The organism is Streptomyces sp. NPDC059477 (genome assembly GCF_042749375.1).
Classification (GTDB): Bacteria; Actinomycetota; Actinomycetes; order Streptomycetales; family Streptomycetaceae; genus Streptomyces.
The window spans coordinates 171936-196322 of record NZ_JBHYUG010000003.1; the positions used below are offsets into that span (position 1 = coordinate 171936).

Sequence of the window (24387 nt, forward strand, 5' to 3'; positions counted from 1 at the left end):
GGGGGGGGGGCCCCCCCCGCGCCCCCCCCCGCGCCCCCTTTCCATGTCCGGCCGTGGTGCGCGTCACCGGGGCATGACGGTCCCGAACCGGATGTCGTGGCCGGAGTCCGGATGCACGGCCGCCAGCATCCGCGCGCCCTCCTCCAGTACTTCGCCCCGCCGCTCCTTGGTGAGCTTCTCGAACGGCTCGATGACGAGGGCGTTGTCGGTCAGCCCCCAGACGCCGACGAGGAAGCCGTCGGCGAGGAGCGGGCAGTAGGGGGTGTTCACCTGCCAGGTGCGGCCGTGGTGGACGGCCGGGAGGATCCGGGTGCGGTCGGCGTGGGAGAGCAGCGCGTTGTCGAACTCGGGCAGGAAGCGGGGCGGTGCCGGGGTGGCGGGGTCGGGGCGGGGCGCGTCGGGCAGGTCGAAGAGTTCCACTCCGTGCTGGTCGCGGAAGGTGACGAGCCGGGAGCGCAGGCTCTCGAACGCGTCGCGCAACCGGGTCAGTCCGCACCAGGTCTGCATGTCCTTCACGGAGGCGGGTCCGAAGGCGGCGAGATAGCGCAGCACCATGTCCTGCCGGGCGGTGGCGGGTGCGGCGGGCCGGTCCAGCCAGTGCTCGGCGGTGGTGACGGCGACCTGCTTGCTCTGCCCCCACATCCCGCGCGGGGTGATCTGCACCAGCGGTAGCAGACAGCGGGCGGCGACGGACAGGGACCGGGGGTCGGCGTCCGGCCAGTGCGTGCCGAGCGCGTCGCGCAGTTGGCGCATGGTGTGGGGCGTGTCCTCGACCAGTTCCCGGGCGAGGGTGGCGAGCCGGTCCAGGTCGACGCCGGTCAGGCCCTTGCGGAAGATCTTCAGCTCCCGTTCCAGGGCGGCCTGCGCGAAGGGCCGTACGGTGAGCGCGTCATCGGCGGTGTGGAGGTGGATGGTGGAGCGCAGGGTGGCCATCCGGACGACGGCCCGCTCCCCCAGCAGCGCGGACAGCGTCTCGGGGGTGAACCCGTCGAGCCGGGCGGCGAGCGCGTAGTACGGCGGCTTCACCTCCTGCGCCTGAAGCCCGACGAGATGCCCGACGGCGGCGCGCGGCGACATGGTGGACCGCCGGAGGAGAAGCTGACGGGCGAGGGTGGCGCGGTTGAGGGCGCGGGGCGTGAGGACGACGGGCCGGGCACTGCGCACACGGGGCCGGCTCCTGCCCTTGCTCTCGCCGCCGCGCAGTGTCAGCGAGCCGGCTCCGGGCTCTTCCCCGACCTTCGCCGTGTCAGCCATGTCAGCCATGTCGGCTGTGTCAGCCGTGTCAGCCGTGTGGTCCATGTCGTCCATGCGGTCCATGCCCGCAGCCTCCGCCATCGCGGTCCCGTCCGCCATCCCAGCCACCTCCGTGAGGGTTCCGTACCCGGCCGCCGTCCCCGGTTGGCCGTACGTGGGAACCTATGGCCCCTTGCGGACAAGGACTGTCCGCGAGGGGCAAGGCGCCGGCGGGGCGGGCGGCGGGGTCAGGGTGTGGCCAGGGCCTCTGTCGGCGGGAGGCGGGATGCGCGGATCGCTGGGTAGAGGCCGGCCAGGGCGCCGATGGTCAATGTGGCTGCTATGCCCAGGAGGAGGGCCGACGGGGGGATCACCGTTGGCCAGTGCTGGAAGAGGGCGTAGGCGGTGGTTGCCGTGGAGCCCAGGAGGGCGCCTGCCAGGCCGCCCAGGGTGGACAGGAGGAGGGATTCGGCCAGGAACTGGGTGCGGATCTGGGGGCGGGTGGCGCCCAGGGAGCGGCGGAGGCCGATCTCGGGGCGGCGTTCCAGTACCGAGATGACCATGGTGTTGGCGACTCCGACGCCGCCGACCAGCAGGGCCACCGCGCCGAGGCCCAGCAGCAGGCCGGTGAAGGCGCGGCCCGCGGCCTGTTTGGCGGCCAGGGCGTCGGAGGGGCGGGAGACGCTGACCTCACCGGGGGCCTCGGGGTTGGCGGTGCCGGCGAGGACGGCGGCGACCTGCTCGACGTCGGTGTCCGAGGAGCGGGTGTAGATCGTGGTGGGGTGGCCGCCGAAGTCCAGTTCGGACTCGGCCGCGCTCCAGCCCAGGAGGGCCGCGGTGTCCAGTTCCGGGGCCAGGGGTGCCGGGGCGAGGATGCCGATCACCGTGAACCAGCGGTCGCCGACGAGGATCCGGGTCTCGGGGGTGGCGTGGCCGATGCCGAGGCGTTGGGCGGCATTCGCGCCGAGCACGGTCGCCGGGTAGCCGCCGGTCGCCGCGTTGAGCCAGGTGCCGCTGTGCAGCTCCGCGCGGACGGTGGTGAGCAGGTCGGTGCGTACGGCGTAGGCGGCGAGGCCGTTGTTCTCCGCCTCGGGGATGCGGTCGTTGCGGTAGATGTTCGTCTCCGGGACCTTGCCGATGGCGGAGACCGCGTCCACCGGGCGGATCCGGCCGATCATCGCCTCGGCGGTGGTGGGGAGCGTGGCCGTCCCGCCCGCCAGGGTCTCGCCGGGCGTGACGGTGAGCAGGTTGGTGCCCAGGGCGTCCAGGGTGCGGTCGAGTTCGGCGCGGGAGGAGGACGAGATACCGACCACCGCCACCATCGCCGCGATACCGATCGCGATGCCGAGGGCGGACAGAAAGGCCCGCAGTGGGCGGGTGCGCAAACCCACCCCGCCCACCTTGAGCACATCGCCGGGCCACATCCGGGCCGGTTTCAGCGTCTCTCCGGTCATCGGGTCGCCTCCGGGGTGAGGGTGTCGTGCGGTGCACGGTCGGAGCCGGAGCCGGAGCCGGAGCCGGAGTCGGAGCCGGAGTCAGCGTCGGAGCCGGGGTCAGCGTCGGAGCCGGGGTCAGCGTCGGAGCCGGAGTCGGCGACCATCCGGCCGTCGAGCATCCGCACCTGGCGGGGCAGGGCGTCGGCCAGGGCCCGCTCGTGCGTGATGACGACGACCGTGGTGCCCGCGGCGTGCAGTTCGCGCAGCAGCCGCATCACCCCGGCCCCCGACACGGAGTCGAGGGCGCCGGTCGGCTCGTCGGCGAGCAGCAGCGCCGGTTCACCGGCCACCGCGCGGGCGATGGCGACGCGCTGGCGCTCACCGCCGGACAGTTCGTGCGGCTCGTGGTCCAGCCGGTGGCCCAGGCCCACCCGGCGCAGTACCGCTTCGGCCCGCCGCCGTCGCTCCCCGGCCCGCAGCCCGGAGTACAGGAGCCCGTCGGCCACGTTGTCGATCGCCGGGGTGCCGGCGGCGAGATGGAACTGCTGGAACACGAAGCCGATCCGGGACGCCCTGAGCGCGGACAGTTCGGCGTCGGAGAGCGCGCCGATGTCATGGCCGTCGATGCACACCCGGCCGGAGCTGGGCCGGTCGAGGGTGCCGAGGATGTGCAGCATGGTCGACTTGCCGGAGCCGGAGGGGCCGACGATGCCGACCAGTTCGCCGCGGCCGATGTGCAGGGTGACGCCGTTCAGCGCGGTGACCCCGCCGGGGTAGGACCTGGTCACGCCGGTCAGGGAGATCACTTCGGCATCCCGACCTTCACGCCCTCGGCGATCCCGTCGCCGGTGATCTCCACCTTGCCGTCGGCGAAGAGACCGGTCTTCACCGGCACGTACACCGACGTCGAACCCTCGACCACCTCCACGCCGAAGCCGCCCTCGGCCAGCGTGAGCAGCGCGGCGACCGGCACGGTGAGCACGTCCGCGCGCTCCCCGGCGGTGAAGTCCACACCGACCGCGCCCAGTTCGAAGGCGTCGGCGGTCTTCTCGTCCGTCAGCCCGACGACCAGGCGGATCTTCGTCTGGGCCTGCTCCTCCGGTCCGTCGCCCTCCTCGATCACCGTCGACACCTTCTCGATCACACCCTCGGCGACGCTCCCGTCCGGGAGGCGGACCGCGACCGTGCCGCCCTTCTCGGCGAGCCGCTGATCGGCGGGGTCCAGATCGACCGAGACGACCTTCACCGTGCCGGTGTACGTGAACACCTGCTGGTCGGGGCCGGTCTGCTCGCCTTTGGCGGCCGAGGCGCCGTCGACCCGGACCGCCGCGTCCGCGAAGACCACCCGGCCCAGGTCCACCACGCCGGTCTCCGGCAGACCCACATCCCCCTGCCACTGTTCGACGACGGCCGCCGTGGCGGCGGTGTACTCGCGGTCGACGGTGAAGCCGTCGTAGCCGAGCGCGGACAGGTTCTTCTCCAACTGCTCCACGTCCTTGCCCTCCGTGCCCGCCTTGAGCGCCCGGTACGCGGGCATCGAGCCGTACATCAGCGTCACCGGCCTGTCGTCCACCTTGAACAGCGCCTGCCCCCGGGTGATCTCGGCGCCGGTCGACGGGACGGCGGTGAGCGTGCCGGGGATACGGCTGACGGCGGTGGCGGTGGTGCCGTAGCCGAGTTCGCCGTCCTCGCTCCGGGAGTCCTTGAGGGTCTGCCTGGTCACCGTGGCGGTGCTCGGCGGCAACTCGCCCGCCGGCCCGCCGCCGTCACCGTCCCCGGCGGTCCGCAGTGCGGTGACCGCCACGGCGCCGCCCGCGGCGAGGAGGACGGCGAGGGCGATGGCCGCGTTCCGGCCCCGGCGGGAGCGGCGGCGGACAGCGGGGGCGACGGGCTCGGGCCGGGCGGGATCGGACACGGCCGGGTCGGCGACCTGGTCCACCGGGTTGTCCACGGACCGCTCGCTCACAGCTCGTCCTTCGGGGTCAGTTCGCTCTTGCCGCCGCCGGGCAGCAGGCCCTTGCAGGTCTCGTCGGCCCCCTGGAAGTCCGGGTCGTCCTGGAGGGAGCCGTCCATCTCCAGGCCACCGCCGGAGATGGGGTCGGGGAAGTCCGCCACGCCGTTCTCGCGCATGCACCGGGAGTACGCGCGCAGCTTGTCCTGTGTCTCCTCGCTCACCTCGGCGGTTCCGCCGTTCTCCATGGGGTCGTACTGGCGGCACGCCTCCATCGCCCGGTCCGCCACCGACTTGTCGACGCCGCCCAGGTCGAGGTCCAGGCCCTCACCGGGCTTGGGGTCGGCCATGTCGACGCCGTTCTCGCGCATGCACTCGGCGAACTTCTGGGCCATCTCGTCCGGGCCCAGCTCGGGCGCGGCACCGGCACTGCTGCTGCCCCCGCCACTCGCGGAGGCGACGCCGTCATCCCCGCCACCGTCTCCCCCGCAACCGGTCAGGGCCAGCACGGCCGCCATCGGCAGGGCCGCCAGCGCGGCGCGTGTTCGGATTCGCATCGGGTGATCCCCTCGTCCCACGGGCCGGCCCGATGCCGGCTCGTGGGAGGCGATGCAACAGCCAGGGGTGTTAACTCACCGTTACTCCTGCTACTCCTGGTTGCTAACAGAGAGGAACACCCCTCTCCGTCAGCGTGGTCCCGGGGGCACGCTCGCGGCGGCGGGGGAACGGGTCCCGTGGATCGAAGGGAACGCTGCTCATGCGGGTGCTGGTGGTCGAGGACGAGGCGATGCTCGCCGACGTGATCGCGGAGTGGCTGCGCGGCGAGGCGCACGCCGTCGATGTCGTGCACGACGGTCTCGCCGCGCTGGAGCGGCTCGGCGTGCACGACTACGACCTGGTGGTACTGGACCGGGATCTGCCCCGGCTGCACGGCGACGACGTGTGCCGTCAGGTCGTGGCCTCCGGCTCCGCCGCCCGTGTGCTCATGCTCACCGCCTCGGCCGAGGTCACCGACCGGGTGGCGGGCCTGTCGATCGGTGCCGACGACTACCTCACCAAGCCGTTCGCGCTGCCCGAACTCGCCGCCCGGGTCCTCGCCCTCGGCCGCCGCTCCCGGCCCGTCACCGCGCCCGTGCTGCACCGCGTGGGCATCACGCTCGACCCCGCCCGGCACGAGGTCTTCCGCGACGGCCGCAAGGTCGCCCTCGCGAAGAAGGAGTTCGCCGTGCTCGCGGAGCTGCTGCGCGCGGACGGGGCCGTCGTCTCCGCCGAACAGCTGCTGGAGAAGGCGTGGGACGAACACATCGACCCCTTCACGGGGGTGGTGCGGGTCACCGTGCTCAAACTCCGCCGCAAGCTCGGTGACCCACCCGTCGTCGAGACCGTCACGGGAGTCGGGTACCGCATCCCATGAACACACCGCATCCCATGAACACACCGGATCCGCTGAGTCCCCCGGCACCCCTCGGCCGCCCGAAGCGGCTGCGCCCCGGCCGTATCACCCTGCGGGCCCGGCTCACCCTGGTGTACGGGCTGCTGTTCCTGGCCGCCGGGGTGGTCCTGCTGGGCACCACGTACGCCCTGTTCAACCAGCGGCTCCAGGCCGACACCAGCAAAACCGAGATCAGCACCCCGTCCGTGGCGCCCTCGCCGAACACGCCCTCGCCCAACACACCCTCGCCCCACGCACCCTCGCCGCATCAGCCGTCGCTCACGGGAGCCGACGGACGCACCTACACCGGCCCCGGCGCCGAGGAACTGCTCCAGAACGCGCAGGACGAGATCCGGGACGCCGCCACCGCCTCGCTGATCACCCAGGGCGGCATCGCGCTGCTGCTCGTCGGCAGCGCGGCGGCGGGGCTGGGCTGGCTGATCGCGGGACGGGTGCTGGACCCCTTGCACCAGGTCACCCACACCGCGCGGCGGATCGCGGCGGCCCCCGTCGCCGACCGGGGCCTGCACGAGCGCATCACGCTGGGCGGGCCGGACGACGAGGTGAAGGATCTCGCCCGCACCTTCAACGCCATGGTCGAGCGGCTCGACCGGTCCTTCGACGGGCAGCGCCGCTTCGTCGCCAACGCCAGCCATGAGCTGCGTACCCCCTTGGCGCTGCACCGCGCCCTGGTGGAGATGGCCATGCACCGGCGGACCGCGTCCACGGACGTCAAGGAACTCGGCGCCGGTCTGCTGGAGATCAACACCCGGCAGGAACGGCTCATCACCGGGCTTCTCCTGCTGGCCGGGGCGGAGCACCGTCTCCCCGAGCGGCATCCGACGGATCTCGCCGACATCGCCGCCCATGTGCTCCTCCAGAGCGAGCCGGAGGCAGGCCGGGCGGGTGTCACCGTGACCCACGACCTCGCGCCCGCCGCCACCCGTGGCGATGTCCTGCTGCTGGAGCGCGTCATCCAGAATCTGGTGGAGAACGGCGTCCGCCACAACGACGACCGGGACGGGTGGGTGAAGGTCACGACCCGTGGCGGTGACGAGGGGACGGTGGCGGTCGTGGTCGCCAACTCCGGTCCCACCGTGGCTCCTTACGAGATTCCCGCGCTGTTCGAGCCGTTCCGTCGGCTGGGCGGTGAGCGGCTGGTGACCACGAAGGGGGCTGGACTCGGGCTGTCCATCGTGCGGGCGATCGTCCACGCCCACGACGGGAGCGTGGCCGCCGTCCCGAACCGGGACGGCGGCCTGACCGTCACCGTGACCCTGCCCTCGCACTGACTCTGCCGTCACCATGACCCTGCCGTCGGCCCGGGGCCGCCGTCAGTCTGAGGCCGCCCTCACCGCGCCCCCGCCTTGCCCGTGTCCCTGATGAACAGCCCCGCCAGCGCGCCCAGCACCAGCAGGATCGGCATGAGCAGCAGGGCGTGTCCGTAGTCGCCCAGGCCGGGATGGTCGGGCAGCAGGCGGCCCGGGATGGCCTGGAGGAGTCCGCCGATGATGAAGCACACGCCGTTGACGATGGCGGCGGAGCTGCCGACCAGGGCGCCGGGGACCGATTCGCCCGCGACGGTGAAGCCGAGCATGTGGGCCCCGGCGAAGAGACCGACGCAGAACATGGTGACGACGGAGACGCTGTTGGTCTCGCTGGGCAGATAGATCAGCAGCGAGATCGCGACGGCCTGGAGCAGGACACCGCACACGGCCGGGATCCGGCGGTTGTTCCAGTGGTCGGAGAGCAGATTGAACAGCGGGGCGCCCACGGCCAGGCCGAGCCAGGACATGGCGGTCAGTACGGCGGCCAGGGACGTCTCTGCGCCCCGCGCCTCCATCACACGCGGCCCCCACAGCACCCCCATGGCGAGCATCGAGCCGAAGGAGACTCCGGCCAGGGCGGCGGACAGGACGACGTTGCGGTTGCGGAAGCAGGCGCCGAGGCCGCGGAAGATGCTGGAGACCAGGGGCGGTTTCGCGGTGCGGGACCGCTGGGCCAGTTGTTCCGGGCCGGGGGTGGGGTTGCGTACCAGGAGGGCGAACAGCACGATCAGCACCACGCCCGCCGCGCCGAAGCCGTTGAGGAGCTGTTCCCAGGAGACCTGGGTCAGCTGCCAGGAGATGACGGGCTGGCCGAACGCCGAGCCGAGCGAGGCCAGGGACTGCACCAGGCCGAACATCAGCCCGTAGCGCGCGGCGGGGAACCACTGGCCGCCGATGTATCCGGCGCCCACGAACCCGAACGACGAGCCGATGGCCAGCACCACCTGCGCGGTGATCAGCGTGGCCATGCTGGTGGTCTGCGCGTAGAGGAAGGCGCCTGCGGTCACGAAGGCCACGGCCACGGCCAGCAGCGGGCGGGAGCCGAACCGGTCCAGCAGGGCGCCGGAGAAGAACTGGCACAGCGCGAAGGCCCAGGTGTAGATCGAGCCGGCCAGGCTGATCTGGCCCACGGTGAGTCCGGCTGTGCGCTGGATCTCCGGGGAGACGACGGCGTATCCCGTCTGGATGGAGAACAGCCAGACCACGAAGATCGTGCACAGGCCCCAGATGATCCACGCCTCGACGCCGCCGATGGTGCGGTGCGGGCCGTGCAGGATGCGGGCGCCGGGATGCTTGCGGTACTCGTGCCCGGTATCACCGCCGGAGGCGGTGGCGGCGGTGTCGGCCATGACACGGTCTCCCGTCGGTCGGTGCGGGCTCAGCCCGTGGCCGCGGACGCGGCGGCGTCGCGGTCGTGCGCCAGGGCACCATTGACATAGGTGGCGCGGACGGTACGGTCGTCGCCCATCACGGCGAGGACGAACAGCAGTTCGTCGATGTCGTCGACGCGTGCGGTGCGCTGGTCGAGCAGCGGGGTGGCCCTGGGGTCCAGGACGACGAAGTCCGCCTCGTGGCCGGGGGTGAGGGAGCCGATCCGGTCGTCCAGGCCGAGGGCCTGGGCGCCGCCGAGGGTGGCGAGGTAGAACGCCTTGAGGGAGTCCAGCGGGTAGTTGCTCAGCTCGGCGACCTTGTAGGCCTCGTTCATGGTGGCCAGCAGGGAGAAGCTGGTGCCCGCGCCGATGTCGGTGCCGAGGCCGACATGGATCGGGCGGTGGGGGTCCTTGGCGTCGTGGAGGTGGAACAGGCCGCTGCCGAGGAAGAGGTTCGAGGTGGGGCAGTGCGCGATGGCCGTGCCGGTGTCGGCGCACCGGCCACGCTCGCGCCCGGTCAGATGGACGCCGTGCGCGAGGACGGCGCCGGGTCCCAGCAGGCCGTAGTGGTCGTACACGTCCAGGTATCCGGCGCGCTCGGGGAAGAGCGAGCGGACCCAGGAGATCTCCCCGGTGTTCTCCGAGACATGGGTGTGCATCAGGGCTTCGGGGTGCTCGCGGCGCAGGGCCCCGGCCGCCTCCAGTTGGGCGGGGGTGCTGGTGGGGGCGAAGCGGGGGGTGATGGCGTAGAGGTTGCGGCCCTTGCCGTGCCAGCGCTCCAGGAGTTCCTTGGAGTCCGCGTAACCCGACTCGGCCGTGTCGAGCAGCGGGTCGGGGGCGTTGCGGTCCATCAGGACCTTGCCCGCCACGATCCGCAGATGCCGGGCCGACGCCTCCTCGAACAGGGCGTCCACCGACGCCGGGTACACGGCGCAGAACGTCAGCGCGGTCGTCGTCCCGTTGCGCAGCAGTTCGTCGCAGAACGCGGAGGCGATCCGGCGCGCGTACCGGGGGTCGGAGAAGCGCTGTTCCTCGACGAAGGTGTAGTGGTTCAGCCAGTCGATCAGCTGGGAGCCGAAGGCGGCGATGATGCCGGTCTGCACGTAGTGGATGTGGGTGTCGATGAATCCGGCGGTGATCACGTGCCCGGGATAGTGGGCCGGTGTCACGCCCGGCGGGAGCGCGTCGCGCAGGGCGGAGTAGGCACCGCAGGCGGTGATCATCCCGTTCTCGCAGATCAGCAGCCCGTCGCTCTCGTAGACGAAGGCGTCCTCGCGGCTGGTGAGGAAGGGATCGCCGGTGAAGCTGACGAACGGGCCCCGTACCGCCGTCACGTCCGTGGACATAGCCACCTCCGGTTCCGGGCTCTGCCCGTCTGAACCCAGTGCACGCGGGGGTGGGGCCGGGTGGCAGCCGGTGATCGCCCGAACGGGTGACGGTGGGGCGTCGGGCGCGCGGGTGGGACACCCCGGTTGCGGTAATACCCCGTAGGGGTATTCTGGCGGCAATCGACGCATGTCGGCGGCCCGGCCGTCGGCCCCGGAGGTACGGTCATGACCTTGGCGGTGACGGAGATCGATCTGTCGGACTGCTGGTGCGGGACGGAACTGGCGGAGGTCGAGCGCGGCCTGGCGGCGCTGCCGGGGGTGGAATCCGTCCGGCTGGACCGGACCCGCTCGGTGGCGCACGTGGGGTACGACCCCGACCGCACCGACCGCCGCGCCCTGGCGACCGCGCTGGCCGGGCGGAGTCTCGGCTGTGTGTGCGTGGACTGCCCGGACTCGTGCTGCCAGCCGGGGCATCCGGCGGTGGGCGCGGCCGACCGGGCGACGGGGGAGGAGGCCGGGCCGGACACGGGGCGGGGCGCGCACGGTGGGCACGCCGGACAGGCCGGGCACGCCGGGCAGGAGATGCACGCGGCTCACGGTGAGCACGCCGGGCACGGCGAAGGGCCGACCGGGGCCGGAGCCGGAACCCATGAGCATGAACATGAGCATGGGCACGAGGACATGGGACCTGACGAGCACGCCGGGCATGGGGCCGCCATGGTCCGGGACATGTTCCGCCGGTTCGTCGTCTGCGCGATCCTGACCGTGCCGATCGTCCTGTACTCGCCGATCGGGCACAGCGTCGGCTTCACCGCGAACCCGCCGTTCGGGCTGTCCATGTCCTGGTTCGGGCTGGTGCTGGGCACGCCCGTGGTGCTGTGGGGCGGGTGGGTGTTCATCTCCTCGGCCGGGCGGTCGCTACGCCACGGCGAGGTGACGATGATGACCCTCATCGCGACCGGGATCCTGGTGGCGTACGTCTACTCCGTCGTCGCCACCTTCGCCGGGGCGCAGGACGTGTTCTTCGAGGCCGCGGCGATGCTGACCACGCTGAGCCTGATCGGGCACTGGCTGGAGATGCGTTCGCGGTACGCCACCGGCCGGGCCGTGGAGGCCCTGCTGTCGCTGGCGCCGCCCACCGCGCGGGTGCGGCGGGACGGGGTGGAGACGGAGGTCCCGCTGGAGCAGGTGGTGACCGGTGACCGGATCGTGGTGCGGCCCGGGGAGAAGGTCCCGGTCGACGGGACGGTGGACGAGGGTTCCAGCTATGTCGACGAGTCGATGATCAGCGGGGAGCCGCTGCCGGTGGCGAAGAGCGCGGGCGCGCCGGTGATCGGCGGGACCATCAACACCACCGGCGCCTTCACCTTCACCGCCACCGCGGTCGGTGCCGACACCGCGCTGGCCCGGATCGTGCAGATGGTGCGCAACGCGCAGGCGTCCAAGGCGCCCGCGCAGCGGCTGGCCGACACGGCCGGGAAGTACATCGTCTATCTGGCCCTGGGCTCCGGTCTGATCACCTTCCTGGCCTGGGCGCTCATCGGCGACGAGGGCGTGGGCTTCGCGATCACCGCGGCGGTCTCGGCGGTCGTCATCGCGTGTCCCGACGCGCTGGCGCTGGCCACGCCCACCGCCATCACCGTCGGCGTCGGTCAGGGGGCGCGCGGGGGTGTGCTGTTCAAGAACGCCACGGCGCTGGAGGCCACGGCGGCCATCGACACGGTCGTGTTCGACAAGACCGGCACCCTCACCGAGGGGCGGCCGTCCGTCACCGATGTGGTCCCGGCGCCCGGCGCGGACGAGGAGACGGTGCTGCGGCTGGCGGCCCGTGCCGACCAGCCCTCCCAGCATCCGCTGGCCGAGGCCCTGGTCGCGGCGGCGCGTGCGAAGGGGTGGGCGGTGGATCCGCCGGCCGAGTTCGACTCCGTACCCGGCCACGGGGTGGTGGCCGTGGTGGACGGGCGCCGGGTGCTGCTGGGCAACGTACGGCTGCTGGAGCGTGAGGGGGTCGCCGCCGAGTCGCTGGTGCCGGACGCGGACCGGCTCGCGGGCGATGGGAAGACGGCGATGTATCTGGCCGCCGACGGCAAGGCCCTGGGTGTGGTGGCGGTGGCGGACCCGGTGCGGGCGTCCGCGCGGGCGGCGGTCGCGGAGTTGCACCGGGACTCGGTGGCGGCGGTGATGCTGACCGGCGACCGGGCGGCCACGGCGCGGGCGGTGGCCCGCCGGGTCGGCGTGGACGACGTGATCTCCGATGTGCTGCCGGAGGACAAGGCGCACCGGATCGCCGCGCTGCAACAGGGCGGTGCCAAGGTCGCGATGGTCGGCGACGGCGTCAATGACGCGCCCGCGCTGGCCCAGGCGGAGGTCGGCATCGCGATCGGCGCCGGAACGGACGTGGCGGTGGAGACCGCCGATGTGGTCCTGGTCCGCGACGACCCGGCCGATGTCGGCTACGCGCTGCGCATCGCCCGCGCGGTCCGCCGCAAGATCAAGCAGAACCTGTTCTGGGCGGCGATCTACAACCTGCTGGCCATTCCCGTCGCGGCCGGTGCGCTCTATCCGAGTCTGGGGCTGGTGCTGCGCCCCGAGTGGGCGGCCCTGCTGATGAGCGCCTCGACCATCATCGTGACGTTCAACGCGCTGCTGCTGCGCCGCCTCACCCCGGCGCGTACGGCTCGGATGGCCCGTACGGCGGCGTAGCGCGTCCGTGCGCGTGCGCGCCGTCCCGGGCGCCGGCGTACGCGCGCGCACGCCATTCGGGTCCGAGCGTCTTACACCACGGTGACGTCCCCGGCGGATCACCCGGCGCGGGGCCGTCGCCGCCCTAGCGTGACCCCATGCGTGTACTGGTCACCGGCGGTGCCGGGTTCATCGGGTCCCATGTCGTCGACGTGCTGCGGGCGCGCGGTCACGAGCCGGTCGTGTACGACGTCCGGCAGGACCCGGCGGCCGATGTGCGCCGTCCCGTCGAGGTCGCCCGTGCGCTGGTGGGGGTGGACGCGGTGTGCCACCAGGCGGCGATGGTCGGGCTGGGCGACGGGGTCGCGGACGCCGCCGACTATGTCTCGCGCAACGACCTCGGCACCGCCGTGCTGCTGGCGGCGATGGCCGAGGCGGGGGTGGACCGGCTGGTCCTGGCGGGCTCGATGGTCGTCTACGGCGAGGGGCGTTACGCCTGCCCCGACCACGGCGTGGTGCGGCCCGGACCGCGGGCCGCCGGGGACCTCGCGGCGGGGCGGTTCGAGCCGCTGTGCCCGGTGTGCGGGCGGGATCTGGTGCCGGGGCTGGTCGGTGAGGACACCCCGGCCGACCCGCGGAACGTGTACGCGGCGACCAAGCTCGCCCAGGAGCATCTGTCCGCCGCCTGGGCCCGGGTGACGGGCGGCTCGGCGGTGTCGCTGCGCTACCACAACGTGTACGGGCCGCGGATGCCCCGCGACACCCCGTACGCGGGCGTCGCCTCGTTCTTCCGCTCGGCGCTCGCCCGGGGCGAGGCCCCGCAGGTCTTCGAGGACGGGGGCCAGCGGCGGGACTTCGTGCATGTACGGGACGTTGCGGCGGCGAACGCCGTGGCGCTGGAGGCGAGTGCGGCGCCGGGTGCGCTCACCGTCTACAACACCGGCAGCGGCGAGCCGCACACCGTCGGCGAGATGGCCGCCGCGCTGGCCGCCGCGCACGGCGGCCCCGAGCCCGAGGTGACCGGCGAGTTCCGCCTCGGCGACGTCCGCCACATCACCGCCGACTCGGCCCGCCTCCGCGCCGACCTGGGCTGGAAGCCGGAGGTCGGCTTCGAGACGGGGATGCGGGAGTTCGCTCGGGCGGGGATGCGGGGGGATTGATTAGGGGGGGTGGTCGTGGGAGTGGGGGGCGGGGGTGGGGTGGGTGTTGGGGCGTGGCTGGGTCTGGGGGCCGGGAGGCCGTAGCTGGCAGCCGGGACGCGGCGGCAGGTGGCCCGCGACAGGCGGCTGGTGGCCGGTGGTCAGGGGCAGGGGCCCGGTGCTCAGGGGCAGGGGACCGGTAGTCGACCACCGGGCGCCAGCAGTCGGCGACAGGTGACCGGCAGTCGGGCTCCGGGGCCGCGGTTACGGTGCCGTCGGCAGGATCACCTCGAAGCGGCAGCCGCCGGGGATGTTGCGTACCCGTGCCCGGCCCTGGTGGGCCTCTACGATGCCGCGCACGATGGCGAGGCCCAGGCCCGCGCCCGCCGGGGGTGTGCGGGCGTCGGTGCCGCGCCAGCCGGTGTCGAAGACGCGGGGCAGGTCTTCCTCCCGTATCCCGCCGCAACCGTCGGTGACCGACAGCACCACCTCGCCGTCGGCGGCACACTCGGCGGCGACCGCGACGGTACCGTCCGCCGGGGTGCGCCGGATGGCGTTGACCAGGAGGTTGCCCAGGACGCGGCTCATCTCCTTGCCGTCCACCTCCACGGGTACGGGGTCCACCTGATCGCCCACCAGTGTGACGCCGTGCTGCCGGGCGAGCGGGTCCGCGCCCGCGAGGGCGTCGCCCACCAGGTCGTACAGGGAGATACGGGCGGGGGCCAGCGGCAGCGTCCCGGCGTGGATGCGGGAGAGTTCGAAGAGGTCGCCGACCATGCCGTCGAGGCGTTCGACCTCGGCGCGGATCTGGGTGAGGTAGCGGCCGGGGTCGGTGGCGACGCCGTCCTCCAGGGCCTCGGACATGGCACGCAGGCCCGCGAGCGGGGTGCGCAGGTCGTGCGAGATCCAGGCGACGAGTTCCCGGCGGGAGGTCTCCAGCGCCCGTTCGCGGGCCCGGGACTGGGCGAGCCGCGCGCTGGTGGCGGCCAGCTCACGGCTGAGCGCGTCCAGTTCGGCGGTCGCGGGGCCGTCGGGTGCGGCGAAGTCGCCGCCGTCGCCGAACGAGCGGGCGGCGACGGTCAGTTCACGGCTGCGGGCGACGACCCAGCGGCCCAGCAGCAGGGCGGTGGCCAGGGAGACGGCCGCCGCCATGGCCACGACCGTGGTGACCACCGTCAGGTCGTGCGAGGACAGGAACATCGCCCAGGCCACGGCCAGGGTGCCGGAGAGCATCGCGACCACACCGACCGCCGCGACCACCGTCAGGGACGCGGTCAGCGAGCGGCGCCGGATCAGCCGCAGCACCCCCGCTCCGGCCAGACCCGAGGCGGCGGCGCCGGCGAAGGCGTACGCGGCGATGAGGAGGGAGTCACGCACGGTCAGCCGCTTTCTGTCGAGCCGTGGGGAGCGTGGGGATCGGCCAAGGCGTCCGCTACGCCCGACGCACCGTCGGGTACGCCCGACCCAGCCGGCGTGTTCGGCACGTCGCCTCCACCCGACCCCCCCGCCTCGAACCGATAGCCCACCCCCCACACCGTCCGGATCAGCCGAGGTTGGGCCGGGTCGTCCTCGACCTTGCCGCGCAGGCGGCGGACGTGGACGGTGACGGTCGACAGGTCGCCGAAGTCCCAGCCCCACACCTCCCGCATCAGGTCCTCGCGGCTGAACGCCCGGCCCGGGTGGGCCAGGAAGAAGGCGAGCAGGTCGAACTCGCGCAGGGTGAGGGCGAGTTCCGTGCCCTTCCTGGTGGCGCGGCGGGCGGCGGGGTCGAGGGCGAGGCCGGCCGCGGCGAGGGGGCGGGGCGTGGGGCCGGGGCGGGCGCGGCGCAGCACCGACTCCACGCGCAGGACCAGTTCCCGGGGACTGAACGGCTTGGTGACGTAGTCGTCGGCGCCGACCTCCAGGCCGAGGACGCGGTCCTCCTCGTCGCCCCGGGCGGTGAGCATGATGACCGGCACGGGCCCGTGCCCGCGCAGCCGTCGGCAGACCTCCAGGCCGTCCATCCCGGGCAGCATCAGGTCCAGCACCACCAGGTCGGGGCGGTGCGCGGCGGCGTGGGCGAGGGCGGCGGGGCCGTCCTCGGCGCGGTCCACGAGGTAGCCCGCGCGGTCCAGGTATCCGGTGACGACCTCCGAGACGGTGGGGTCGTCGTCGACGACCAGGACCCGGGCGGTCCGGCCGTCGGGGCCGCGCCCCTGCGGGCCGGGTTCCCGGACGCGTCCCCGCGGGGCCGGTTCAGGATGTGCGTACGGCTGCTGCATGGCTCCAGCGTGACACCGAGGGCTGACCGGCGGCGGCGCCGGACCGCTCGCGGGCTCCGACGTCCGCGTTTCGTAAGGACCGGAAGTCCGGTATGCCCGATTCGCGTTCGTAGGGTGAGAGCCGTGACCTCACCACCCCATGACGCCGATGTCGTCCTGCCCTGTCTGAACGAGGCCGAGGCGCTGCCCTGGGTGCTCGCCCGGATCCCGGCCGGCTGGCGGGCGATCGTCGTCGACAACGGCTCCACCGACGGCTCGGCGAGGATCGCCCGCGCGCTCGGGGCGCACGTCGTGCACGAGCCGCGCCGGGGCTTCGGCGCCGCCTGCCACGCCGGACTGACGGCGGCCACCGCCGACATCGTCTGCTTCTGCGACTGCGACGCCTCCCTCGATCCGTCCCTGCTGCTGCCCTTCGTGGCCGAGATCCGCTCCGGCGCGGCCGATCTGGTGCTGGGGCGGCGCCGGGCGCGGGGCCGGGGCGTCTGGCCGGTGCACGCGCGCGCCGGGAACCTCGCGGTCGCCCGGCTGCTGCGCCGCCGTACCGGCCTGCCCCTGCACGACCTCGGCCCGCTGCGCGCCGCCCGCCGGGAACCCCTGCTCGCGCTCCGCCTCACCGACCGGCGCAGCGGCTACCCCCTGGAGATGGTGGTCCGCGCGGCCGACGCCCGCTGGCGCATCACCGAGCACGACGTCCCGTACCTGCCCCGCACCGGCACCTCCAAGGTGACCGGCACCTGGCGGGGCACCTGGCAGACGGTCCGCGACATGGGACGGGTCCTGCGGGACCCGCCGCCGGACGACCGCGCACCCACGACCGACGGGCCCACGGACACCGACCCACCCACGGGGCACCCGACGAACGGCCACGCACCCTCGGACGCCGACCCACCCACGGGGCACCCGACGAACGGCCACACACCTTCGGAAGCCGACCCACCCACGGGACAGCCAACAGACCGGCGCACACCCTCGGACGACAGATCCACCCACGCCGACCCCCCGTCCAACGGCCCCACCTCCCCACCCCCCGGAGGTACCGCCCCATGACCACCCTGGTCGTCATCGCCAAGGAACCCCGCCCGGGGCTGGTCAAGACCCGGCTGACGCCGCCCTTCACCCCCGGAGAGGCCGCCGCGCTGGCCGAGGCGGCGCTCGCCGACACCCTGGACACCGTGGCGGCGCTGCCCGTCCCCCGGCGGCTGCTCGTTCTTGAGGGGGCGCCCGGAGCCTGGCTGCCGCCCGGGTTCGACGTCGTGCCGCAGGGCGCGGGCGGGCTGGACGAACGGCTGGCGGACGCCTTCGCGCACTGCGCCGGGCCCGCGCTGCTCATCGGGATGGACACCCCGCAGGTCACGGCCGCGCTGCTCACCGTCGACTTCGCGGGGTGCGACGCGTACTTCGGTCCCGCCGAGGACGGCGGCTTCTGGGCGCTCGGCCTGGCCCGCCCCGACCCGGAGCTGCTGCGGGGCGTGCCCATGTCGACCCCGCAGACCGGCAGGGCGCAGCGGGAGCGGCTCACCACGGCCGGGCTGCGCGTGCGCGACCTGCCCAGGCTGCGGGACGTCGACACCGCCGCCGACGCCTACGCGGTCGCCGCGCTGGTCCCGCACGGGCGGTTCGCCGCCCGGCTGGCCCGCTGCGCGCCCGGGGCGGGCGGACGGTGAGCACCGCCGTGCCCGCGTGGACGGGCGCCGACCCCTACGCGGCGGCCCTGCGCGCGGGCCGGGGACCACTGTTCCTGCGCCGCGACGACGGCTGGCTGCTCCCCCTGGACGTGGACCGCTGGTGCGGCCGGGCCGACCCGGTGGACCGTGACGTACTGGACCGCTGCGAGGGCGCCGTCCTGGACGTCGGCTGCGGACCCGGCCGCCTGGTGGGCGAACTCGCCGCCCGGGGCCGCCCCGCCCTCGGCATCGACGTCAGCGAGACCGCCGTGGCCCACACCCTGCGCCTCGGCGGCCAGGCCCTGCGCCGCTCGGTGTTCGCACCGCTGCCCGGCGAAGGACGCTGGGACACCGCTCTGCTGATGGACGGCAACATCGGCATCGGCGGCGACCCGGACACCCTCCTCGCCCGCATGGCCCAGCTGCTGCGCCCCGGCGGGCTGCTGATCGCCGAGACCGACCCGGCGGACGTCGACGAACGCACCCGGGTCCGGGTCGTCCGCCTCCCCGGCGCCCACGCCACCGGCACCCCCTTCCCGTGGGCGCGGCTCGGCACCCCGGCCCTGCTGCGCCGGGCGGCGGGCTGGGAGATCGCCGGTCACTGGGCGGGCGCGGGCCGGCGCTTCGTCGCCCTGCGCACCCGCAGGGCCAGCAGCAGCGCCGAGCCGCCGAACAGAACGGCGGTGATCAGCAGCCAGCGCCCGAGGAACCCGTGCGCCGACAGCCCGGCGGCCAGCCGGTAGCGCTGCTCCACCGTCCCGCCGATCAGCGGGAACCACACGATCAGCAGCAGAAGGGACAGGGCCGCCGGGACCCGCACGAACATCGTCCACTCCCGGCGCCCGACCGCCCCGAGCCCGCGTACGACCGCCCGGTCCGCCGCCGTGTACAGCGGCAGCAGCACGAGGTCGTGCAGCAGCGCCGCCCCCACCAGCCACAGCGCCACCCCGAACCAGTCGTCGGCGAACAGCCGCACCCCGGCATAGGCGGCCAGGGCGAACGAGCAGCCCAGCAGCAGCAGTTGCAGCGGGCTGCCGATCCGCACCCGCGAGAACACCACCATCGTCGACCTCTCCCTCCTCACCGCTCCCGCCTCACAGGTCCCCGAACGTCATCCGCGTCACCCATTTCGTGTTCAGCACCCCGGGCGCGGCCGGCACGATCACCCGGGCCGGAAAGCCGTGGTCGAGGGAGAGCGGCTCGCCGTTGACGTAGAGGGCGAGCAGGGAGCGCGGGTCGGCGACCTGGTTGGCGCGCAGGGCGGCATGACGGAAGGCCCCACGCCGTTGCAGGGACTCCACCAGGACGTCCGGGAGGTCGCCTTCGTGGCCGACCAGGGCGGCCAGGTCGCTCAGACGCACCCCGCGCCACCACTGGTCGGCCGTCGACCAGCCCTCCACACAGGCGATGGGCAGCGCCGAACTGTGCAGCGGGAGACGGTCCAGTTCGGCGCGGCTGAGCCGGACCGTGCCGGTGCGGCCGGTCACGACGAGCCGCCAGGCGTCCCCGCCGGTCTCCGCCGGATCGATCCCCGCGTACCGGGCCGTCTTGTTGATCTGGAAGCCGTTCGGACCGGAGCCGGGGTCGCTGCCCCCGTGCGGGGCGAGCAGCGCGGTGTTGCGCAGCACGCCGTCGAAGCTCCGCCCCACGGTCGTGAGGAACAGCAGCAGGGCCCCGCCCCCGACGAACCACAGCGCACCACGCCGGGAGACGGTCGCCGGGTCGGGACGCGGCGAGGCCAGCTCATCCGGCTCCCCCGGCCCCTCCCCCAGTTCCCCCCGATCCCCCCGCCCCCTCAGCTCCCGCAGGCCCCGCAGCGCCCTCGGTGTCTTCAGCACGGCATGGGCGACGAACGCGGCGATGAAGACCCAGGCTCCGTAGAAGTGGAGGGTGTAGAAGGAGCCGGGGAAGACATAGTCGAGCTGGATGTTCAGTACGCCGGTGACGAACTCGAACAGGGCGCCGCCCACCAGGAGCAGCAGCGAGAGCCGTTCGAGGGCGTGGGCGAGCGAGCGGACCGGGGGCAGCGCGAACAGCCGGGGGATCACCGACCAGAGCTTGGCCAGCAGGACGGGGATCAGGGTCACGCCGAGGGTGACATGCACGCCCTGGGTGAACCGGTACAGCCAGTGCGGGTCGGTGGGCCAGTCGAAGAGGTAGAAGCCGAGGATCCCCTTGCCCTCGGTCTGATCGTTCACCGGGGACAGGTCGGGGTTGTACGCGGCGTAGGACACCAGGCCCGTCACGAACAGGACGGTGATCCCGGCGAGCAGGACCAGCCCGAGCACCGAGGTGAACGGGATGCCCCGCACGGGACTGCGCCAGAAGCCGGGCGACGTGGGAAGCCGGGGATCGTCTCGCATGCCCCGACCGTAGGCCCGGACGACCCCGCCCAAGGGGCCGCAACCCATGACGAAACGCTGACATCCGGCCCGTACGGCAGTATCCGCCCGCTCGTGCGGCCTAGCGTGCCGGTGTGATCCACACCCCACCTCCCGCCGACGACGGCGTACCCCACGACGGCCTGCGACCCGACCTGTACGCCGTCGCCGCGGCCGTCCTGCTGGTGACGACGGCCATCGTGATCGGCCGTCATGTCCAGGACACCGCGCACACCCTCTTCGTCAGCTGGCCCCCGCTGCTGGCCTCCTGGGGACCGCACGTGGGCCCCGGCACCCCGGCGGCCCTCCTGATCGCCGCCGCGATCGTGGCGTACGGTCCGCCGCTCGCGGCCCGGCTGTCCTGGCGGTCCCTGCTGGCGGTGGCCTGGGCGGCCTCGCTGGCCTGGATCCTCTCCCTCGCCCTGATCGACGGCTGGCAGCGCGGCATCGCGGGCCGGCTGACCACCCGTTACGAGTATCTCCAGGTCATCGGCCGCTTCCACGACATCCCGGCGACCCTGCGGGACTTCACCCAGTACATCGTGGCGGACTCCCCCGACCCATGGCCCGCGCATGTCGCCGGGCATCCCCCGGCCGCCACGCTCACCTTCGTCCTGCTCGACCGGGCCGGGCTGCGCGGTGGCGGCTGGGCCGGGATGTGGTGCGTCGTCCTGGGCGCGACGGCGTGTCTGGCCGTGCTGGTCACCGTCCGCGCGCTGTCCGGCGAACGGCTCGCCCGGCGGGCGGCGCCCTTCCTGGTGCTGGTCCCGGCCGCGGTGTGGATGGGCGCCTCGGCCGACGCCTATTTCGCGGCGGTGGCCGCCTGGTCGGTGGCCCTGCTCGCGCTGGCGCTCACCCGGTCCTCCCTCCCGGCGGCCGGGGCGTCCGGCCTGCTGTTCGGACTGACCTGCTATCTCTCCTACGGGCTCACCCTCATCGCCGTGATCTGCGCGGCGGTGCTGTGGCTCGGCCGCGGGGGCCTGCGGGCGCGTCCGGTGCTGCTGGTGCCGCTGGCGGCGGGACTGGCCGTCGTCCCGGCCGTGTTCACGATCGCCGGGTTCAACTGGTGGGAGGGCTACCACCTGCTGGTCACCCGCTACTACCAGGGCGCGGGCGGCATCCGCCCGTACGGCTACTGGATCTGGGCCAATCTCGCCTGCACGGTACTGATCACCGGCCTGGCGACAGCGGCGGGACTGCGCCGGGCGGGGGCGGTGCTGCTGCCCGGACGGGGCGGGAAGAGGGCCATGGTCCCGCCCGGACAGGGCGGGGGAAGGGCGGCCGTGTCGCTGCCCGGACGGGGGGCGACGGGCACCCCCGCCGCCCGGCTCGCGTTCCTGGTGGCCGGCGCCCTGCTCGCCCTGCTGATCGCCGATGTGTCCGGCATGAGCAAGGCGGAGACGGAACGCATCTGGCTGCCCTTCGCCGTCTGGCTGCTGCCGTCCTGCGCGTTCCTCACCCACCCCCGGGCCTGGCTCACCGCCCAGGCGGTCCTCGCGCTGCTCCTCAACCATCTGCTGCGCACGAGCTGGTGAGCCTACGGCTCGTTGGGCATCACCCTGGTGACTTTGCCGGTGTGGTCGGCGGTGAGGTAGCCGCTCTCCATGTATTCGTTGGAGAGATACGCCGACATCGACTGCGGTTCGTCGAGGGTCGGGTTGTCCCCGCTGACCAGGAGGTAGCGGGAGGTGATCTCCGGGACGTTCAGCTCCTTCTCCGCCCGCTCGAAAAGGTCGGGCACCGCGTCCCACCGGAAGTCATCGACATCGAACGCGCTCTCGAACGGCGTCACCGAGCCGCTGATGATGCCCTGCTGCGCGCCTTCGCCCGTCCGGTAGGTCCAGGAGTCGTAGCGGGTGTCGCTGCCGTCGACCATGACGTTGGCCGAGACATGCTCGGGGTACACGGCCAGGCTGCTCATCCGGTCCGTGCCCGTGGCCTCCTTCAGCGCCGCCACGGCCGTGCGGATGCCATCGGGGGTCAGCAGATCCGTCCCGGCGGCGTCCCCACCGGAGTCGCCCGACCCGCCCGAGTCCCCCGAGTCGCCGCTCGGGGCGTCCACCCCGTCGGCCGGGTTCGTCGGAACCCCCGTACGGATGCCGCTCGCGGACGGGCCCGCTCCCCCTGCGTCGGTGTTCGCCCCACCGGCGGGCAGCAGGGCCCACACCAGGACTCCGACCAGGACCGTCGACGCGAGGGACGAGCCGATGGCGATCCGGCGGATCCGGCGCCGGGCCCGTTCCTCATCGGCTCCCCGGTCCCCCGCCGACGCGGTCACGCCGTGGGGGTGGGGCGTGGCGTGAGAGTCGGGGACGGCGGCGTACGGATTCCGGCCGGTAGCGGGGTAGGGGCTCTGACCGGTCGTGGTGTACGGGCTCTGACCGGTGGCCGCGTACGGATTCGGCTCCGGCGGTGCCACCGGGCCGCTGGGCGTGGCCGGTGCGGCGAGGTGGTACGAGGTCGCCCCGTCGGTCTCCGCTCTGCGCGGGTCGGGCGCCGGGGCGTCGGCCGTCGCGGCCCGGGCGAGCAGCGCGTCCATGGTGGCCACGTCGGGCCGCAGGGCCGGGTCCTTGACCAGGACGGCGGCGAGGAGCGGGGTGAGGGCACCGGCCCGCCGGGGCGGTGGCAGTTCCTCGCGCAGGACGGCGGCGAGGGTGGCCAGCGTGCTCGTCCTGCGCAGCGGGTGGTGGCCCTCGACGGCGACGTACAGCATCATCGCGAGCGACCACAGGTCGGACTCGGGTCCGCCGTCGCCGCCGGAGATGCGTTCGGGGGCCATGTAGTCGGGGGTGCCGATGACGGAGCCGGTGGCGGTGAGGGACGTCGATTCGCGGATCGCGGCGATGCCGAAGTCGGTGAGCACGGGGCGGCCGTCGGGGCGCAGCAGGACGTTCGCGGGTTTCACGTCCCGGTGCTGGATGCCCGCCGCGTGGGCGGCGCGCAGCGCGCCGAGCAGTTCGCGGCCGAGCCGGGCCGCCTCGCGCGGGTCCAGCGGGCCTTGGGCGAGCCGGTCGGCGAGCGAGCCGCCGGTGACCAGCTCCATGACCAGCCAGGGGTAGGTGTGCTCGGCGCCGTCGACCACATGGTGGATGGTGACGACGTTCGGGTGTTCGACCCGGGCCAGCGCGCGGGCCTCGCGCAGCACCCGGTCCCGCAGCAGCCGCGCGGCCTCGGGGTCGTACTCGGCGAGGCCCGGGTCAGGGGGCCGTACCTCTTTGAGCGCGACGGCCCGGTCCAGGACGAGGTCGAGTGCCCGCCACACCGTGCCCATACCGCCGCCGCCGAGCCGCGCCTGAAGCTCGAACCGGCCATCGATCACCCGTCTGGCGGGCCCACCCTCGTTCATCGCCCGCAGCATACGAGAACCCCCGCCCCGGCCCCCACCTGGCTCCCCGCCAAGGCCTCCGCCGAGGCCCCGCCCGGCTCCCCCGGAGAGATCCGGCGAAAAAAGTCCCGGCGGCGATGTCGAGAACGTCTCCCCGGCTCCGTCCCCGCTGTGAACGCGACCACAATGGGTCGTACGAAGCACAAGGAGAACGACCATGGCGAAGTATCTGCTGCTCAAGCACTACCGGGGCGCCCCGGCGGCCGTGAACGACGTGCCCATGGACCAGTGGACGCCCCAGGAGATCTCGGCGCACCTTCAGTACATGAACGACTTCGCGGCCCGGCTGGAGCGGACCGGGGAGTTCGTCGACGGACAGGCGCTCGCGCCGGAGGGGACGTTCGTCCGGTACGACGGTGAGGGGCGCCCGCCGGTCACCGACGGGCCGTTCGCCGAGACCAAGGATCTGATCGCCGGGTGGATGGTGATCGACGTGGATACGTACGAGCGGGCCGTCGAGCTGGCCGGGGAGCTGTCGGCCGCGCCCGGCGCGGGCGGGAAGCCGATCCACGAGTGGCTCGAACTGCGCCCGTTCCTGAGCGCGCCGCCCACCATCACCGAGTGACGGCTGAGATGGACAGGCGTGGACCGACGTGAACTGACCTGGACCGACGTGGACTGACCTTGACCGACATGGACGACGCCCTGCTCAGGAGTCTCACGCCGGGGGTGCTGGGGAGGCGCGGCCCCCCCCGCGGCCCCCTGGGGGGGGCCGCGGTCGCCCGGGAGGGCGCGCGGGGGGGGGGGGGGCGGGGGGTGGGGGGGTGGTATAAAAAAAAAAACCGGCCCACGAGAGT

The 24387-nt window shown here is 73.5% G+C and carries 19 protein-coding genes and 1 pseudogene; 9 read left to right on the plus strand and 11 right to left on the minus strand.

Annotated elements, in window-relative coordinates; translation table 11 throughout:
- Positions 1-63: 63 nt before the first annotated feature.
- The 5 genes from ACFXAZ_RS02755 to ACFXAZ_RS02775 form a co-directional block, all read right to left on the minus strand.
- Positions 64-1353, minus strand: a complete 1290-nt coding sequence (locus ACFXAZ_RS02755) for a winged helix DNA-binding domain-containing protein (RefSeq protein WP_384584008.1) — start codon at positions 1351-1353, stop codon at positions 64-66.
- 128 nt (positions 1354-1481) lie between these two features.
- The gene (locus ACFXAZ_RS02760; RefSeq protein ID WP_384584011.1) at positions 1482-2687 is read right to left on the minus strand and encodes an ABC transporter permease; all 1206 of its coding nucleotides are present in this window, start codon (positions 2685-2687) and stop codon (positions 1482-1484) included.
- Positions 2684-3475, minus strand: coding sequence for an ABC transporter ATP-binding protein (locus ACFXAZ_RS02765; protein WP_384584014.1), 792 nt, complete (start codon positions 3473-3475; stop codon positions 2684-2686). Before ACFXAZ_RS02765 ends, ACFXAZ_RS02760 begins: the two co-directional genes overlap by 4 nt.
- Positions 3472-4635 (minus strand): peptidoglycan-binding protein, encoded by a 1164-nt coding sequence (locus ACFXAZ_RS02770; RefSeq protein ID WP_384584017.1) that lies wholly within the window; start codon positions 4633-4635, stop codon positions 3472-3474. Before ACFXAZ_RS02770 ends, ACFXAZ_RS02765 begins: the two co-directional genes overlap by 4 nt.
- Positions 4632-5177 carry a hypothetical protein gene (locus tag ACFXAZ_RS02775; RefSeq protein ID WP_384584020.1) on the minus strand — a complete coding sequence of 182 codons (546 nt, stop codon included), beginning with the start codon at positions 5175-5177 and terminating at the stop codon, positions 4632-4634. The genes ACFXAZ_RS02770 and ACFXAZ_RS02775 overlap by 4 nt, the downstream gene beginning before the upstream one ends.
- Before the next feature lie 200 nt (positions 5178-5377).
- On the opposite strand from ACFXAZ_RS02775, the gene ACFXAZ_RS02780 reads away from it, so the two are divergent.
- Complete coding sequence (locus ACFXAZ_RS02780; protein ID WP_384584022.1) at positions 5378-6034, plus strand: response regulator transcription factor; 657 nt, start codon at positions 5378-5380, stop codon at positions 6032-6034.
- Positions 6035-6048: 14 nt separating this feature from the next.
- Complete coding sequence (locus ACFXAZ_RS02785) at positions 6049-7344, plus strand: sensor histidine kinase (RefSeq protein ID WP_384584025.1); 1296 nt, start codon at positions 6049-6051, stop codon at positions 7342-7344.
- Positions 7345-7403: 59 nt separating this feature from the next.
- Here ACFXAZ_RS02785 and ACFXAZ_RS02790 read toward each other — a convergent pair whose 3' ends face one another.
- A complete protein-coding gene (locus ACFXAZ_RS02790; RefSeq protein WP_384584028.1) occupies positions 7404-8729 on the minus strand; it encodes an MFS transporter in 1326 nt (441 codons plus the stop codon).
- Positions 8730-8758: 29 nt separating this feature from the next.
- Entirely contained in the window at positions 8759-10096 is a 1338-nt protein-coding gene (gene guaD, locus ACFXAZ_RS02795) for a guanine deaminase (protein ID WP_384584030.1), read from the minus strand.
- A 207-nt stretch (positions 10097-10303) separates the two neighbouring features.
- On the opposite strand from guaD, the gene ACFXAZ_RS02800 reads away from it, so the two are divergent.
- Both ACFXAZ_RS02800 and ACFXAZ_RS02805 read left to right on the plus strand, forming a co-directional pair.
- Positions 10304-12781, plus strand: a complete 2478-nt coding sequence (locus ACFXAZ_RS02800) for a heavy metal translocating P-type ATPase (protein ID WP_384584033.1) — start codon at positions 10304-10306, stop codon at positions 12779-12781.
- A gap of 137 nt (positions 12782-12918) precedes the next feature.
- The gene (locus tag ACFXAZ_RS02805) at positions 12919-13920 is read left to right on the plus strand and encodes an NAD-dependent epimerase/dehydratase family protein (protein ID WP_384584036.1); all 1002 of its coding nucleotides are present in this window, start codon (positions 12919-12921) and stop codon (positions 13918-13920) included.
- A gap of 243 nt (positions 13921-14163) precedes the next feature.
- Here ACFXAZ_RS02805 and ACFXAZ_RS02810 read toward each other — a convergent pair whose 3' ends face one another.
- Together ACFXAZ_RS02810 and ACFXAZ_RS02815 are read right to left on the minus strand one after the other, a co-directional pair.
- The gene (locus ACFXAZ_RS02810; RefSeq protein WP_384584038.1) at positions 14164-15276 is read right to left on the minus strand and encodes a sensor histidine kinase; all 1113 of its coding nucleotides are present in this window, start codon (positions 15274-15276) and stop codon (positions 14164-14166) included.
- Positions 15277-15278: 2 nt separating this feature from the next.
- Entirely contained in the window at positions 15279-16160 is an 882-nt protein-coding gene (locus ACFXAZ_RS02815; protein WP_384584041.1) for a response regulator transcription factor, read from the minus strand.
- 123 nt (positions 16161-16283) lie between these two features.
- Here ACFXAZ_RS02815 and ACFXAZ_RS02820 point away from each other — a divergent pair.
- From ACFXAZ_RS02820 to ACFXAZ_RS02830, 3 genes and pseudogenes are all read left to right on the plus strand, one after another.
- Positions 16284-16955, plus strand: a pseudogene (locus ACFXAZ_RS02820) (glycosyltransferase family 2 protein); the annotation flags it as partial.
- 248 nt (positions 16956-17203) lie between these two features.
- Complete coding sequence (locus ACFXAZ_RS02825; protein ID WP_384584044.1) at positions 17204-17824, plus strand: DUF2064 domain-containing protein; 621 nt, start codon at positions 17204-17206, stop codon at positions 17822-17824.
- Positions 17821-18567 (plus strand): class I SAM-dependent methyltransferase, encoded by a 747-nt coding sequence (locus ACFXAZ_RS02830; RefSeq protein ID WP_384584047.1) that lies wholly within the window; start codon positions 17821-17823, stop codon positions 18565-18567. Before ACFXAZ_RS02825 ends, ACFXAZ_RS02830 begins: the two co-directional genes overlap by 4 nt.
- A gap of 351 nt (positions 18568-18918) precedes the next feature.
- On the opposite strand, the gene ACFXAZ_RS02835 is transcribed toward ACFXAZ_RS02830, so the two are convergent.
- Positions 18919-20187 (minus strand): molybdopterin-dependent oxidoreductase, encoded by a 1269-nt coding sequence (locus tag ACFXAZ_RS02835; protein WP_384584050.1) that lies wholly within the window; start codon positions 20185-20187, stop codon positions 18919-18921.
- 113 nt (positions 20188-20300) lie between these two features.
- Between ACFXAZ_RS02835 and ACFXAZ_RS02840 the strand changes: the two genes are divergently transcribed.
- Entirely contained in the window at positions 20301-21740 is a 1440-nt protein-coding gene (locus tag ACFXAZ_RS02840) for a hypothetical protein (RefSeq protein ID WP_384584053.1), read from the plus strand.
- 2 nt (positions 21741-21742) lie between these two features.
- On the opposite strand, the gene ACFXAZ_RS02845 is transcribed toward ACFXAZ_RS02840, so the two are convergent.
- The gene (locus ACFXAZ_RS02845) at positions 21743-23551 is read right to left on the minus strand and encodes a protein kinase (RefSeq protein WP_384584056.1); all 1809 of its coding nucleotides are present in this window, start codon (positions 23549-23551) and stop codon (positions 21743-21745) included.
- A gap of 196 nt (positions 23552-23747) precedes the next feature.
- On the opposite strand from ACFXAZ_RS02845, the gene ACFXAZ_RS02850 reads away from it, so the two are divergent.
- Positions 23748-24155 carry a YciI family protein gene (locus ACFXAZ_RS02850; RefSeq protein WP_382690528.1) on the plus strand — a complete coding sequence of 136 codons (408 nt, stop codon included), beginning with the start codon at positions 23748-23750 and terminating at the stop codon, positions 24153-24155.
- Positions 24156-24387: the final 232 nt, after the last annotated feature.